Here is a 15083-nt window from a genome sequence, read left to right as displayed (position 1 = left end):
ATAGGTATCCAGCTCTATAACTGATGTCCCAATCCTAAAATTCAATACATTAATCATCCTTAAATTTACATTTTCATGTAGTTAGTTTCTCTCTATACTACCTTCACTAACAAAGATCTCTAGCTAAGCCTTTCATTGTTCAGTAAAAAAACAAGCCATCCAACTCAAATGAATTGGATGGCTATTTGTTATGAGATTACTTCAATTTTCCCTCAAAAACAATTTTTCTACCGCATGGTTCAACTTCTGTTTTGCCGTTTTTCTTCACTTCATGAAAGATTGGTTCTTCCATGCGACGAGACGGTGCATATCCTTCTTGTTCCATACGCGCTAAGCAGTCTGTAATTGTTTCGTTTTCGAGTACTTCAAATTTCTTTTTATTAGGTTGTTTTGTCATGCCCTAACCTACTTTCTATTTTTCTTGATGCGAATTGATTCTTCATGTAGACCATATATACCATTGCGAGAATTCCCATTATAATCATAACCGCAATAAAAAAGCTTGTATACTGTATTTTTTCTATAAATACGCCTCCTAATACAGGTCCCATAATACTTCCTATACTAAAGGCGATTCCGGATAATATATTACCCGCTGGTAGTAAGTGTCTCGGTAATAAATCTGTCATAAATCCAAGCCCTAGTGAGAAGCACGAGCCAATGACCATACCTGCTATAAGCATACATGCAAAGACGATCCAGTAATATTGATCAAATACTGCTGCAAGTAGGAAAATGCCCGTACTTACACTGAACGTCCACGTTAAAATACGGTCTCTTCCGTATTTATCACTTAATATACCGAGCGGGATTTGTGTAATAATACCTCCAACTGCGAATGCTGGTAATAAGAAGGAAACTTCCGATACAGACCATCCTTTACGAAGCGCGTATACTGGTAAGTTACTATTTAACATCGCTTCAAGTACGCCGTATGCGAGCGGACCAATTAGCGCAATCCAAGCTAATCCAACGACTTGTTTATAACGAGAAAAGGATGATTCACTTTCAGTTTTTGCCTCATCTTGTGCTGGAAATGCATTTTTCGTTGGTAGTAGTAAAAGCCATCCTATTAAGCAAAGTATAGTAGATACGATAAATGGTGTTGCAAGACCGTACTGAACAGTGCTTGCTAAATACGGGCCAACTGCAAAACCAATTCCGAAGAATACACCGTATATCGATACTTGTCTACCTATTTTACTCGGGTCTGATGTTGTCGTAATCCATGTTTGTGTTCCGACATGAAGCATATGATCTCCGACTCCAACTAGAAATCTAAGAACGAACCATACCCAAAATGAAAAAGTTTGTGTAAAAAAGAATAATGAAATAATAACGAGAAACCCACCAATAACGATAATTGGCTTCATTCCAAACTTTTGCATCGTTTTTTCAAGAAACGGTGAAATAACTAATATCCCAATATATAATGCCGTCGCATGAATACCGTTAATACTTGAACTAACCCCTTCTTGTTCAAAAATCATTGCAATGGCAGGTAAAAGCATCCCTTGTGACAAACCTGAGATTGCTACAATTCCAACCATAATCCAAAAAGTAAAACGCATCGACATCCCTTTCCCTCTCCTTTTCACGCTTTCCACTTTTCATTATAAACTGTTTCTTCAAATGCGTGTACGAATATTCATAATAAAAAAGAAACTAAAAGAATGAACCTTTTAGCTTCTTATCCTTCCCATACTTGCGCTTTCACATTGTAATGAAAATGCTTAAAATATGGATTTTCATAAAATGAAGGCCCAAATAAAATCGGATGTGTATGGACCATTGATTGCTGCACTTGCAAAGGAACTACAGCTGATGAAACTTCCATATACATCGGATTTATAATCATTTTTATATATTGATGATCATTATATGGAGAATGATATATTAAAAATGGATTATGCATTGACTCTCTCCCCTTATACATACAAATGCTATAGTATATGCAAGTTTTATATTTCGGGAATTATTTATTGTCTAACCAATCCTCTACATGTTTTATAAACACATCTAAACAATCTATAAACGGTGAGTGTCCGCAATCTTCTAATATCTTCAACTCTGCATTTGGCAAATGTTTTGCTAATTCCTCACCGACTACTTGCGGTACGACGTAATCTCTGTCACCTTGTATGACGAGTGTTGGAGCTTTAATATGATGAATTTGCTTATTCCCCTCTACAACCCCGTTATGTTCATCCGAAATATTAAATGTAATGAGCGCATAATTCACATCTACGAAATTACGTTGCGTTAACATATCATCTAAATACTTTTCATAACGATCCGGTTCAGGTTGATTATGTGTATATATTAATAGATTCCATACTGTACGGTAATATAATTTATTCATATTTTTTATCGCATCTAGCACTGGAGCAATTTGTACGGGATCTTGCGCGATTTCTTCTTTCGTCTTTACTAAACTTGATACGATCGGTTGCCCGTTAATATCTTTTTTAAAAATTGGATATCCCTTCATTCCCACTGATTCTACTAAAATCAACTTTTCGACAAATGTTGGATGATTCGCTGTAAATTGCATCGCAACACCACCGCCCATTGACCAGCCCATTAATGAAAATTTTTCTAGTTTTAATTGATCGATAAATAGTTTTACATCTCTTGCAAAGTCTTGTAAAGAATCTATCGATTGATTATATGTTGATTGGCCAAATCCTCTTAAATCAAGAGCGTAAATATGGTATTGATCTTGCAACTTTTCAATAACTAAATCCCAGTGTTGTGACGATGTCATGTTCCCGTGAATGAGTACAAGAATTTCTGTATTTTGCCTTCCAACTTCCTGATACGCAATCGTTTCTCCGTTCGATAGTGAAACAAACTCCATTGTTGCAGGCTTAATCATCACAAGTTCCCCCATTCTTTTAATAGAAAGAAAATTCTTTACTTAATTAAAGAATAACATGTAGAATGTACGTTCTCAATACAAAATCTATACGAAATTTCCACATAAAACAACATGTCTATTACTAGACAAGTAAAATAAAAAGGTATATAGTTAGCTAGGTAACTAATTTGAAAGGATCAAAATACATGGACGAAAAACAACATTTTTTCCACATTGTCAGTCAAACTTCTCGTAAGTTTACGAAGAAATTTAATGAACGTGTATCTCCAACAGGATTATTTAGTGCGCAATGGGCTGTTATTTTCCGCATTAATCAAACTGGATCTTGTACCCAAACAGAATTATGTCAGTATTTAAATGTTGAATCACCAACGATGACTCGTACGTTAACACGTATGGAAACGATGGGCTGGATTATTCGTACTGAAGGAAAAGATCGCCGTGAAAAGTTGATTTCATTATCTGATACTGCACTAAAAATGATTCCACTATGGCAAGAAGAAGTTGATTCCTTTGAAGAAAAGACGCTAGAAGGTATTAAAGAAGAAGGCTTACATGAAGCTTTTCAATTGTTACAACAAATTATCAAAAATTTAGATCATTAATATGGAGGGATGACGATGCAAAGTGAAAAACTTTGGACGAAGGATTTCCTCGGAACTTGTTTTAGTAGTCTGTTTCTCTTTTTAACATTTTACATGCTTATGACTACTCTGCCTGTCTATGTTATAGACAGCCTAAAAGGAAAACCTGAGGAAATTGGTTTAGTTGCAACTGTTTTTCTTATTTCATCTGTTTTATGTAGACCATTCACAGGAAAATGGCTCGATGATTTAGGAAGAAAGAAAATATTATTTATTTCACTTTCACTATTTTTAGCCGCTACTGTTATGTATTTCGGTACGCAAAGTTTATTTTTATTACTTGCCCTTCGCTTCTTACATGGTATTGGATTCGGAATGGCAACAACAGCAACTGGAACAATTGTAACTGATGTAGCACCAGCTCATAGACGCGGCGAAGCACTTGCTTATTACGGCGTATTTATGAGTCTACCGATGGTAATTGGTCCTTTTTTAGGTTTAACAATTATTTCTCATTTTTCATTTACTGTACTATTTATCGTTTGTTCAGTATTTTCATTACTCGCATTTTTATTAGGATTACTAGTCAATATTCCGCATGAAGCACCAGTAAACAAACAAAAACAAGAAAAAATGAAATGGAAAGACTTAATTGAACCATCTTCTATTCCAATCGCTCTAACAGGATTTGTTTTAGCCTTTTCTTATAGTGGCATTTTATCCTTTATTCCTATTTATGCGAAAGAACTCGGTTTAAGCGAAATTGCAAGTTACTTCTTTATTTTATACGCACTTGTTGTGGTCATTTCTCGTCCATTTACAGGGAAAATATTTGATCGTTTCGGTGAAAATGTACTTATTTATCCCGCTATTATTATTTTCACAATTGGGATGTTCATTTTAAGCCAAGCGCAAACTTCATTTTGGTTCCTTGGCGCAGGTATGTTAATCGGTTTAGGATACGGAACATTAATTCCAAGTTTCCAAACGATTGCAATTTCTGCCGCTCCAAACCATCGACGTGGTTCTGCGACAGCTACTTACTACTCGTTCTTTGATAGTGGCATTGGCTTCGGTTCTTTCATTTTAGGTATAGTCGCTGCCAAATCAAGTTATCATAATATGTATTTTATCGCAGCTATTATCGTTGCGTTCACTTTACTTCTATATTATGGATTACACGGACGAAAACAAAAATTCAAGAAACAAAGTACAGACGGACAAATATCTGCTTAACGCTCATAAGGAAAGTAAACTTACCCGTTTACTTTCCTTATTTTGTATTTATTTTAAGACGAGCGTATACTTATAATAGAAACTAAAGGAGGTACCTATATGAATGTAAAGAAATCTCCCCTGCTATTACTGTTACTAGTATTACTATTCGTAGTTACAGGGCTTGGGTTTACTTTTTTTAAAAATAATAAAACGACCCCCACTAAAGCAAATGTCACAAAAGAAAACTGGTTGGACGATCCTTACTTACGCTGGTCGTATACACATATGAAAGAATTCACTTTAATAAATGAAGTAAAAAACATCCCTGACCAAGTTGCTCCCTTCCCTACCGCGTTACAAAACTTAGACGATTTTGCTGTGGAGCGTAGATTTGGAAATACGACTCCTCTAAAAAAACTTTTAGACGAAAACAAAACAGATGCTTTTGTCGTTGTACATAATGGTCAACTTGTTTATGAACGATATTTCAATGGATATAACGAGAGTGAACCTCATGGAATGGCATCATTAGCAAAGGTGTTTACTGGTGCAATCATACAATCTCTCGCTGAAGAAAATCTTATTGATGTAGAGAAAACAGCTGACACTTACATAAAAGAATTAAAAAATACACCGTTTGGAAAAGCAACACTTCAGCAATTAATGGACATGCAAGTTTCCGCTGAATACCCTACTCACGGATATATGCAGCTAGGACTAGAAAATCAAGATGCACAACTATATTTAGCTAGTAATATTTTACCCCGAGGTAAAAATTACGAGGGGCCTATGAAAATTTATGATATGTTACTAGAAGCAGAAGAAACTGCACCACCTGGTTCAGCTTTTTCTTACAATAACGGATCAACTGAAACACTCGCTTGGATTATCCGAACGATTACAGGGAAATCGTTAGCTGAAAATGTAAGCGAACGAATTTGGTCTCAAATTGGTATGGAAGAAAACGCGTATTACGTTACAGATGAAACAAAAGTAGAACAAGCAAGCGCTGGTTTAAATGCAACTGCTAGAGATATGGCGAGGTTCGGACAATTACTATTAAATAATGGTCAATATGACGGCAAACAAATCGTCCCTTCTTCTATTACAGAAAGTGTGAAAAATGTACAAGAAGGTGAGCTCGCAATTGGTCATGGTGCTTCCATTTCTTATCATAATCAATGGTGGATTCCGCACAATGAACAAGGTGCTTTCGAAGTGTTAGGCAGTTACGGACAAACTCTTTACATTGATCCGAAAGCAAGTATGGTAATCGTCCACTTCTCTTCTAACGCTGCGCCTAGTAATGAAATCCATTCGGTTTATTCCGATATGTATATTGATATTGCACATCATTTGGAGAAGCTTCCACAGTAGTGGAGGCTTTTTTTATTTACCCAAATCCTATTCCAGTTAGTACTTGGTTAGTAGGAGTTGCCGAAAGAATTACTATTTAAGCCACGCCTAAACCCCATTTATATTGATAATATTTTAGTAATTTGAAAACACTAGTGCTTAGGAAAGGAGGGATTGTGAATGTCTGTGAAAAAGCTATTAACTGGATTAATCATTTCACTTGCGATGATTGTAGTTATGACTACTTTAGGCTCGCTCCATGTATTTGCCGAATCCGACGTTGTGAGACAGCCTATTGAGGTTGAATTGAATGATGATTACTTTAATCCGAGTATCATCACTGTTCCGGCTGGGAAAACGACGACGTTGCTATTGAAAAACAAAGGAAATAGAGAACATACCTTTACGGTGAAAAAACTCGGAATTGACGCCGAAGTCCCGTCAGGAAAAGAAATAACAATTACCGTAAAACCTGAAACTCCCGGTACATATGAACTAATATGTCGGTTCCACTACTTGAAAGGAATGGATGGAAAAGTAATAGTCCAATAACGAGCGGTACCGGTCGATCCTTACTTTTTTTATAAAGTGAAACTTAAATTCGCGGGGTTGTCCCTCCCCCGCACATTATGAGCTCTCACTAATCAGTTTTTTACTGGTAGCATAAAATCGTTACGCTGTCGTAGCGTACGAAATTTGTGTTTGGTTGGTGCTATCCCATTGCTATCAAGCTAATATTTTATAGTACCCCCAGAACGAAATTTTGTATTAACTTGTAACAAAAAAGCTTATTTTTTTGTTTTGAGATATTTGCTTTTCTTAGCTTGATGGTGATGTGGTGCTACCCCATGTCCATCAACTTAAGAATTTTATAACACCGCAAAAAGAGAGAATGTACATTTTCTCATGAAGATGCATATTCTCTCTTTTTGGATATATTTGTATTTCTTAACTTGATAGCCATATGTGTACTAGGGGTCACACGAATAGAACGGTACCTTTTATATATTTTCTGTCGTAATATTAACTCCATATTCTCTATAAAAGTCTAAAATTGCACATGCATTCACACCCAAATCTAATAGATTTTCTGGAAAGTAAATTTTAGAATCCAGAACCACAATATCAGATGTTTGTAGAATATTCTCTGCTTGGACAGCTGCTCCTAAAGCAGTAAGATGTGTCTGTCCTAACGGATCTGATATGTTCACACATCGTCTATGCAATACACCAGTAGCATCATAACCTTTAAGGTGAATAACTATGTTATGTGCACTTCCCCTTCCGGGTTTATAGAGAATATTTTTCCGTAAATTGGTAAATTTTTCTCCGCTAATCATTTTCCAAATCCCTGTATTCACCAGAGAAACCAGTCCATATGTAGAGATTTTACTATCAAAAGCAATACGAAAGTTAGTCGAAACAGCATGAATTGATTCTGGCAGGGTTACGTGATCGGGAGTATCCAAACGATAACATTTGGTTATATAACCGTTGGGAAAGCGGACTTTGATTGGATTAGTCATTGGATAAGCCTGTCGCATTCCCTCTCGAGCTTTGACTTCAAACGGAATAGTTAACCGGTCCATATACGCTGTTGAATTTGGTCCTGCTTTGTCTTGAAGAGAATATAGTGCGTTGATATCAACCGTAACCTCTTGAAGATCTTTTGAATAAATTTTAGAAAAAAGGGCTGCTGTCCCCCCCATCCACCCTGAAGCTAATACAATAGGGGATTGCACCTCAACATTTTTTAATCGATCAATAGAACTCTTAAAACGTTCAGTCCAACGAGTAATGTCAACCAATGGAATTTTTTTTCGAACTGCAGATAGGAGTAGTCTATCTTGAGGATCATTAACCGCATTAACAACTAATGTGAAATTATCATCCAAATTTCTTAAGGGATCATCTGTTGTGTTGTCTACCTTGACTATTTTTACTCTCTCTGATTCAAAAGGTAACGCTTTCCCTAAGGTTCTTCCTCCTAATCTAATTTCCAAATCAGGATGTCGATCATGTAAAATTCGAGCAATTTGACCACCAACAACTCCATACCCACCAACAATTAATACTGTTTTTTTATTCATCTGAAACCTCCATTTTAATTAGTATGAGATTATAAGTTTAAATGATTAAAAACTTAAACCTTTTAACATATTATCGCTAAAAAAAGGGACAAAAGGTGTCCCTAAACTATAAATGAGTACCTAGTTCTTACATTCATCTTCAACTAAAGAAACAAGTTCTTTTAAAAGATTTATTGTTTCATTAAATTCAAGACAATAATACATTTCAGTGCCTTTTTTCTGAACTTGAAGTAACCCTGATTGTTTCAATATTTTCAAATGATGAGATACAGTAGGTCTTGACATGGGAATATTCTCCGCAATTTGCGTCACATTCAAGCTATCTTTATCAATTAAAAGTGATACAATTTGCTGACGAGTTGGATCTCCCAACCCTTGAAAACATGGTCTTAAATTTTCTAAAATATGCATTACTTTATCATTACAGTTCATTTCGCTAACATTACCTTCCGTTTAAGAATTTAATCATTTAAACGTATTATAAATTACATTACTATCTAATGCAATAAAGAAGTAGCACCAACTTTAAGTATAAATATAGAAAGTTTCATAAACAGCCATTTTCGATTTTCCAGATTTGTAAGAATGGCGGGTCTTTGTTCTGTAACAATTTCCAAATCCATTCCAGCTACAACCAGGGCAAACCCATGAAATTCACGAAGCCTATATCGGATTGTATCAAAAGCTTCCAACTCAAGTGATCCTGCTTTTCCTGTTTATCCTCCTACAGAAAAACGGGCGAAAATCTCATCGATATGAGAAGAATACAGTCTTTGATATATTAGGTGTCGTTTACAATTGTGCCATGTCTGATAATCAAGCGGCTTAATTCAAAAAAATGAAACCCGTTAGGGTTTATTTCGTATGCAAATCTTTAAGTTCCCTACACGTAGCCTTTAGAAAAAAGAAACAACCTCTACTATAATTGACGTTGTATAATCTTAGCTTGATAGCGATGTGGCGGTACCCCATGGCCATCAAGCTAAGTTTGTTTGAGGAGATGTACGAGACAGGTGTGAATTTAGGGGAATCCAATATTTTCTATTCAAATATGATAGAATAGAAGTATATCCAAAACGGAGGAACAACAAATGAACTCAAACACAAAACAGTTTATTTATGATATCCAGCAAAGAAAAAACAATTATATGGAAAATGTATTAAAGGCAATACAACACCCTAAAAAAGAGCAATCTGAACAGGTCATTCAAAATATAGTAGAGAAGATGGATATGATGATCAGTTTAGTTACTACTTACATGGTTATTGAATCAGAATCTATGAAAGAATTAAAAGAGCTTCAGGAAGAAATTATTCATGCGCAAGCATATATTCAAAAACGAAAATTTGAAGAAACACAGAGATAAAACCCTGTGTTTTTATTTGGTCATCTATGACGCCAATCTATTATAAATCAAATTAAGGGATTAGGTACACTTACCATATTTTGTTCACTAAAGTCATTTCCCTCCAAACAACTCATTCTATAAGACTCCTTTCTAACTTACATTCTTTCTCTCACTATATGATATAAATCCTATAAATATGCTAGAAGGATAATTCATTATATGAACGAAAATAACATTTTAATAAGTTACGTTTTCTATTCCTAAATTACTAAAAAATTATTTATATACGATTCTTTTTTACTAGTTAATAGGTAATGATATAGGGATACTTTGCATGTACATCTAGGTTGTTCCTTTCAGGCTATGTATCATTTTAAATACGCCCTTTATTAGAATAGTGCTCATACTTTTTTTGAGATTCTTTCGTAATACGTGCGTTAAGTAAAATTGCTAACAACAAAAACACTCCATATGTTCCCCCTGTAGCTCCTATGATAACCACACTACTACAAACAAGTACAATTAGTAGGAGCAACGAAACTAAATAAATATGTTCATAGTTCTTTGACATCTTCTCGTATTTTATGCGTTCTTTCCTTGCATCCATCTAAATTCCTCCTTTACATTATCCATTTCACTATCAAATAAATCTCGCCCTTAAAAGGGAAACAATATATCTTTTTAAATAATTAGCTTGTTTTTTTATCAACTAATTTATATAACGTAAAAAGAAATCCTACCAATATTAAGCTTTCCACCATGATAATCCCGACCCTCTCCTTCCGTTTTAACTCCAACACATCAGATAAAAGTAGCAAACAAAAAGGATCCTCCCTTCTTTTAAAGGCTGATCCTTTTCTTCATGCATTCAACTATTCTTGATTAATTAGAATAACAGCTGGTCCATCTACACGAATTCCACCAACTTCGATTTTTTCATAAGGCTCAACTGTAATAGAAATGACCCCTTCCCGCTTCTTTAATTCATTACTTAATTCTTTTGTTAACATTTTTTTCATGTGTGCACTCCTTCTTACTGCTTAATTTATTATTGTTATGTAAATGAAATTAAAAATGGTTTCCTGGTCTGGAAACCATTTTTTGTAGTTGACCATATGGTGTTACCAGTTCGTTTATCAATTTTACGTAAAGAAGAGATAAACAATTACCTATTCACTGTCTCAGTAGATGTAAGGAACTCTTAAAGAGATAGCGGTGAGATCGATTGTTTTTTCTTCTAGAAATAATGACTTAGATAATATATTACCTAAAACAATGAAAGCCCTACCTCTCTTTCATCCTTACGGATCCTTGTCCGTGCCAGTGTGAATCAGGATTTCAAAAATCAAGTGACTATTTGATCGCGTTATTTGATGAAACTTCGAACGCTCGTAAAAGAAATTTAAAAATAAAAATGGATTAGATTGAAGTAATAACAAAAGAGGTTTCTACTCAAAAAGTGAGTTGAAGAAGTTGAATGTCTTTGAAATGATTTACTTTTAATAATAATCATATTCCCGAAAAATTCAGGATATTTTCGGGGTATGTAATACATTATCTATAATGAATCTTAACAGAAACTTTTTATTTGATTTTCAGTGATCCCTTTAATTAATCCTAGTTCACTAATCAAAAATTCATGTGCGTTATCCAACATTTTTTTTTCGCTTGTATTCAGTGCTTTTTCTTTCTTCATACGTATTAAATCACGTACAACTTCGGCACCTTCTTGTATTTCACCCGTTTTTATTTTGTCCGTGTTCACTTTATACCTTTGTTTCCACGGTAATAATCTATCTGATTCTCCATGCTGAAAAATGTGTATAATGTGTTTTAATGCAAGTATATCAGTAACTGGGCGTATACTCGAACTTAATATTTTCCCCATAGGAATCATGACTTGCATATTACTGATTGACATTTTTATAACATAATACTGTTGCTTTTTTCCTGAGAATTCTTTTTCTTCTATGGCTTCAATTATACCTGCTCCGTGCATTGGATAAACAATGTTATCGCCAATTTGAAACATATAATCCACCTCCATATATGGTAACCTTCTTAACCTTAACATATATGTTGTTTTTTATCAAATATTTTATAATATCATAAAATGATTTTTGTAGTCAACTACTTTTTTGGTAAAAATTAAATTAAGTAAAAAACACCCCCAAAACAATAGGGAGTGTGTCAGATTCCCCATAAAGGGAAGGGGAATTTCCCCACTTATATTCTGAAATCTCTACTCATTAACATAGATCAGTTTTCCCTTGAAAACGACCAAATCGCTCCGGTATTTTTTTCAATCTTGTGTGGTACTCCATAATCTCAATTCTTGCTTTTTCAGCTAGAGGTGCAATTGGTCGTAAGTCTTTTAAACCCCAATAATCAACCACTACATCAAGTACTGGATGTAATGGGCCATAATTCGCTTCTTTTGCAATCACAGCCATTCTATTTTCAAAATCAGGCATGACAGCACCTGGCATTTTAAAATTTCTAATTATATTGGCAATATGATAGCAATAGTTAAGTTCCAATTCCAAATGTGTTCAAATGACGTCTCGATAAAAAGCATAATGAAGGGTCTCATCTTTGGCAAGGCGGCGTAATAATGTAGCAAGATCTGGATCATGCTTACTTGCAATCTTAGCGACATTATTGTAAAACACCATCGTTGCAAGTTCTTGTAGTTATATAAAATAAAAGGGCCTCCTAGGGAATAGGTGGCCTTTTTACTTCAAAAAAAAGACTAGCAGTATATACTAGTCTTCTAAATGAGGTACCGCCACACCGCTATCAACCTAAGAAATCAATCACCCCCAAAACGAAAAAAACGAGTTGAATTCACATAAATAACTGTAGAAAAGTAAAAATTCCGTTTAGGGGGTACTTCAAGACCTTAGCATGATGGGCATGTATAGTGCCCCCTAATAAATAACCATGTTCCGCTTCCAACCATTATCAACACTAAATTCTGATTTTTAACTAGTCTTTTTTATCCGTAATTCTATATTTTGATATTTTGTTCCAAATCCTAAAGCAATAGCAGCTCCAATACAACTTGAAAGACAGCCAGCAAATAAATATACAGATAAATCTGATTCGCCAATTATCACAGAAGCTATTCCTCCAATTACGCCGAACTACTAAGCAAAAAATTGGCCACATCTATGCCAATTTCTTCTCCATACACTTCTGTTTTCAAGCGTATTCGTATTTTAGATTCACCGGCGTATCTTCTGTACCGTGGATAACCAAAGTAGGTATATTAATTTCTTTTAACTTCCCCTCATAAGAATCATCGCCTTTAAGAAGTGAGTGATTAAACATACTGAGTAGGTTAGTTGCTCGTTTTATTTCTTTTTCTACCTGCTTATAAGCCCTCTTCTCATCGAACTTATGCTTTGAACCACAGAGTAACACTGATCCTGTAACCAAGTAATTTGCAACAGATTCTTCATCCGACCAATTTAGTTTGGCCCCATTAGCATGGTAAGTGAGTATCTTCTCATCGATCGGAGGCAAATTCCGTTTGTTGTCTTCAGAGCCAAAAATACTTGATGCAATCAAAGTTATACTTAGAACTCGCTGAGGGTTCCTCAAGGCTACAATTTGAGCAATCATTCCACCCATTAGAAAAAGCAGGACAATAATATTAAATTGGCTTCCATTCGCAGGAGTTTAAGCCTTGTATTTATGACTATTTGGTTAAGCAATCGATATGTTTGCTGAAACGTCAATATATTTAAAAAAGGATCTCTCTTAATAAAGAGAGATCCTTTTCTTATTTCTTCTTTTCTGTCGGTTGGCTTTGTTTAGCGAAATTAGATGAATCATCGAAATTCGGTTGCTTTTTACCAGCATTATTACTTCTACCTTTTCCCATATGTAATGCACCTCCCCTCATCCTTACTATTCCCAATAAAAAATCCTCTTGCATCCAAGAGGATTTTTTATTGGGCTCTTATTAATAATGCCAAACTGTTCTCGTAGTACTTCCAACACTTCCCGTCCTGTCATAGCTTTTAACCATGGTGTTGATGGTGGCCATCATGCGTATAATTTGTCTTGGAGTTTTCCTTTAAACAATACCTAAGTTCGGTTTCAGTCTTCGATTGCTTGGTAGACCGTGGTCCAGAAGTCTTGGATAAGATGCGATGGGGCCGGAGTTGACATCCCAACCTGGGTGAACAGAATTCCAATAAACTGTTTGTCTGGATCAGCGTAAGCTGTAGTGCCAGTTCCGCCATCCCAGCCGAATTGACCGATAGACGCGTAGTCTCCAAGATAGGTACGCACCCCCATCCCAAAGCCCCAGCCACCTTGTATCCCTTGTCCAAACGACAAATGGACGTTGTTTTTGGCCAAATCGTCTCGGTATACTTGTTGTTCAGGAGTAAGACGGTTGGTGGTCATCAGCTGGACTGCGGGCCTAGACAGAATCCGTTTGGTTCCGTGCATCCCTTTGTTCAACAGCATCTGCAAATACGCGTGATAATCGTCGATGGTTGCGAGCAGCCCACCACCGCCTGCTTGAAATGCTGGAGGTTTGCTGTAACGTCCGCCTGTACCCTCATCCCACACGATGAACTCACCTGTCTGCGGATCTGGGTTGAAGGCAGGTGGAAGCCGGTCAATCTTGAGCTCAGGCACGTAGAAACCAGTGTCCTTCATTCCCAGTGGATCGAATATGCGTTCGCGCAGGAACGACTCGAATGTCTGACCCGTGACCCTGGCAACAAGAATGCCGAGCACTTCAATACTGATATGATACTGCCACCGCTCTCCGGGCTGGTAGCTTAGCGGAAGTGCACCTAGGCGACACATAAACTCATCTGGATCGGGCATATCCTGCCCTGGCGTGTCGAATATCCCACTCTCGAAGAACGCGTTCATGATCGGAGAACCCATCAACGTGAGATCCACTCCGAGACCGAATGTGGAGGTCAACAGGTCTCGTACAGTGATAGGACGCCGTGCTGGGACGGTTTCTTCCAGTGGACCATCGGGCTGTTTCAACACCTGCCGGTCAGCGAGTTCGGGCAGCCATTTGTCTACTGGGTCGTCTAAATGCAGTTTGCACTCGTCGAGCAGAACCATTACTGGTGAAACTGCGATCGGCTTGCTAGTGGACGCCAATCGAAAGATCGTGTCCCGACGCATTGGTGCGCCACCATCATGCCTCATTGTTCCAAACGCTTCGACGTGTGTCTCCCCGTTTCGGCTGACTAAGGCGACGAGCCCAGGAATCTTTCCAGAATCGACATGCTGCGCCAGTACATTGCGCATTTTGCGCAATCCTGTTTCAGAAAAGCCTTTATTGTTTTGTCCCATTTTGTTCTCCTTTAGTTTAGATTGAGATTTCTAATACATATTGACAATCAATTATTAGTTCTTCAAATAGAAAAATTCCCCTTTTTAATAATTTCGACAAAATGTATTTATGTATATGGAGGCATCATAAATCACTATCAACCTAAGATAAATTTATATCTATAATTCATAGAGAACGTTATTCTTTTTGTAGAAATATACAGAAAGGATGGCGATGTGTTGCTATCCCATTGTGGATTAAGTAGGAAGAGGTACTTTGAGGATAGTG

Annotated in this window: 16 protein-coding genes and 3 pseudogenes; 5 read left to right on the top strand and 14 right to left on the bottom strand. The window is 36.3% G+C overall.

Annotated elements, in window-relative coordinates:
• Positions 1 to 196: 196 nt before the first annotated feature.
• From DN408_RS19840 to phaZ, 4 genes are all read right to left on the bottom strand, one after another.
• Positions 197 to 397: an NETI motif-containing protein gene (locus DN408_RS19840; RefSeq protein WP_000166305.1), complete on the bottom strand. Its 201-nt coding sequence runs from the start codon at positions 395 to 397 to the stop codon at positions 197 to 199.
• A complete protein-coding gene (locus tag DN408_RS19835) occupies positions 381 to 1577 on the bottom strand; it encodes an MFS transporter (protein ID WP_147740312.1) in 1197 nt (398 codons plus the stop codon). The genes DN408_RS19840 and DN408_RS19835 overlap by 17 nt, the downstream gene beginning before the upstream one ends.
• Before the next feature lie 113 nt (positions 1578 to 1690).
• Positions 1691 to 1915 (bottom strand): hypothetical protein, encoded by a 225-nt coding sequence (locus DN408_RS19830; RefSeq protein WP_002128163.1) that lies wholly within the window; start codon positions 1913 to 1915, stop codon positions 1691 to 1693.
• A gap of 60 nt (positions 1916 to 1975) precedes the next feature.
• A complete protein-coding gene (gene phaZ, locus DN408_RS19825) occupies positions 1976 to 2893 on the bottom strand; it encodes an intracellular short-chain-length polyhydroxyalkanoate depolymerase (RefSeq protein ID WP_002013809.1) in 918 nt (305 codons plus the stop codon).
• 173 nt (positions 2894 to 3066) lie between these two features.
• Here phaZ and DN408_RS19820 point away from each other — a divergent pair, with 173 nt between their 5' ends.
• The 4 genes from DN408_RS19820 (at position 3067) to DN408_RS19805 (ending at position 6591) form a co-directional block, all read left to right on the top strand.
• Positions 3067 to 3486 carry a MarR family winged helix-turn-helix transcriptional regulator gene (locus DN408_RS19820; protein WP_147740311.1) on the top strand — a complete coding sequence of 140 codons (420 nt, stop codon included), beginning with the start codon at positions 3067 to 3069 and terminating at the stop codon, positions 3484 to 3486.
• 15 nt (positions 3487 to 3501) lie between these two features.
• Positions 3502 to 4701: an MFS transporter gene (locus DN408_RS19815; RefSeq protein ID WP_147740310.1), complete on the top strand. Its 1200-nt coding sequence runs from the start codon at positions 3502 to 3504 to the stop codon at positions 4699 to 4701.
• A 99-nt stretch (positions 4702 to 4800) separates the two neighbouring features.
• Entirely contained in the window at positions 4801 to 6060 is a 1260-nt protein-coding gene (locus DN408_RS19810; RefSeq protein ID WP_016120508.1) for a serine hydrolase domain-containing protein, read from the top strand.
• A 159-nt stretch (positions 6061 to 6219) separates the two neighbouring features.
• Complete coding sequence (locus tag DN408_RS19805; RefSeq protein WP_002128169.1) at positions 6220 to 6591, top strand: cupredoxin domain-containing protein; 372 nt, start codon at positions 6220 to 6222, stop codon at positions 6589 to 6591.
• 449 nt (positions 6592 to 7040) lie between these two features.
• Here DN408_RS19805 and DN408_RS19800 read toward each other — a convergent pair whose 3' ends face one another.
• The 3 genes from DN408_RS19800 to DN408_RS19790 all read right to left on the bottom strand — a co-directional run bounded on the left by DN408_RS19800 (position 7041) and on the right by DN408_RS19790 (position 8821).
• Positions 7041 to 8129 (bottom strand): saccharopine dehydrogenase NADP-binding domain-containing protein, encoded by a 1089-nt coding sequence (locus tag DN408_RS19800; protein ID WP_033730818.1) that lies wholly within the window; start codon positions 8127 to 8129, stop codon positions 7041 to 7043.
• A gap of 120 nt (positions 8130 to 8249) precedes the next feature.
• On the bottom strand, positions 8250 to 8561 hold the full coding sequence (locus tag DN408_RS19795; RefSeq protein ID WP_002013825.1) for an ArsR/SmtB family transcription factor: 312 nt from the start codon (positions 8559 to 8561) through the stop codon (positions 8250 to 8252).
• A gap of 65 nt (positions 8562 to 8626) precedes the next feature.
• Positions 8627 to 8821: a hypothetical protein gene (locus DN408_RS19790; protein ID WP_033730819.1), complete on the bottom strand. Its 195-nt coding sequence runs from the start codon at positions 8819 to 8821 to the stop codon at positions 8627 to 8629.
• Between the two features lie 399 nt (positions 8822 to 9220).
• Between DN408_RS19790 and DN408_RS19785 the strand changes: the two genes are divergently transcribed.
• The gene (locus tag DN408_RS19785; protein ID WP_002165394.1) at positions 9221 to 9496 is read left to right on the top strand and encodes a hypothetical protein; all 276 of its coding nucleotides are present in this window, start codon (positions 9221 to 9223) and stop codon (positions 9494 to 9496) included.
• Positions 9497 to 9851: 355 nt separating this feature from the next.
• Here the strand turns inward: DN408_RS19785 and DN408_RS19780 are convergent, their stop codons facing one another.
• The 7 genes and pseudogenes from DN408_RS19780 to DN408_RS19745 form a co-directional block, all read right to left on the bottom strand.
• Positions 9852 to 10085 (bottom strand): hypothetical protein, encoded by a 234-nt coding sequence (locus DN408_RS19780; protein WP_002131164.1) that lies wholly within the window; start codon positions 10083 to 10085, stop codon positions 9852 to 9854.
• Between the two features lie 265 nt (positions 10086 to 10350).
• Positions 10351 to 10497, bottom strand: a complete 147-nt coding sequence (locus DN408_RS19775; RefSeq protein WP_000738549.1) for a BC1881 family protein — start codon at positions 10495 to 10497, stop codon at positions 10351 to 10353.
• Between the two features lie 551 nt (positions 10498 to 11048).
• A complete protein-coding gene (locus DN408_RS19765; protein ID WP_002131165.1) occupies positions 11049 to 11510 on the bottom strand; it encodes a CarD family transcriptional regulator in 462 nt (153 codons plus the stop codon).
• Between the two features lie 217 nt (positions 11511 to 11727).
• Positions 11728 to 12171, bottom strand: a pseudogene (locus tag DN408_RS19760) (acyl-ACP desaturase); the annotation flags it as partial.
• A 291-nt stretch (positions 12172 to 12462) separates the two neighbouring features.
• Positions 12463 to 12624 (bottom strand): annotated as a pseudogene (locus DN408_RS32120) (DMT family transporter); the annotation flags it as partial.
• Positions 12625 to 12688: 64 nt separating this feature from the next.
• Positions 12689 to 13114 (bottom strand): annotated as a pseudogene (locus tag DN408_RS19750) (alpha/beta fold hydrolase); the annotation flags it as partial.
• Between the two features lie 471 nt (positions 13115 to 13585).
• The gene (locus DN408_RS19745) at positions 13586 to 14815 is read right to left on the bottom strand and encodes a serine hydrolase domain-containing protein (protein WP_078178980.1); all 1230 of its coding nucleotides are present in this window, start codon (positions 14813 to 14815) and stop codon (positions 13586 to 13588) included.
• Positions 14816 to 15083: the final 268 nt, after the last annotated feature.

The organism is Bacillus sp. AR13-1 (genome assembly GCF_008042285.1).
In the GTDB taxonomy this organism is placed as follows: domain Bacteria; phylum Bacillota; class Bacilli; order Bacillales; family Bacillaceae_G; genus Bacillus_A; species Bacillus_A mycoides.
Note: the sequence above shows the minus strand (reverse complement) of the source record. Positions and strands in the feature narration are given on the sequence as shown.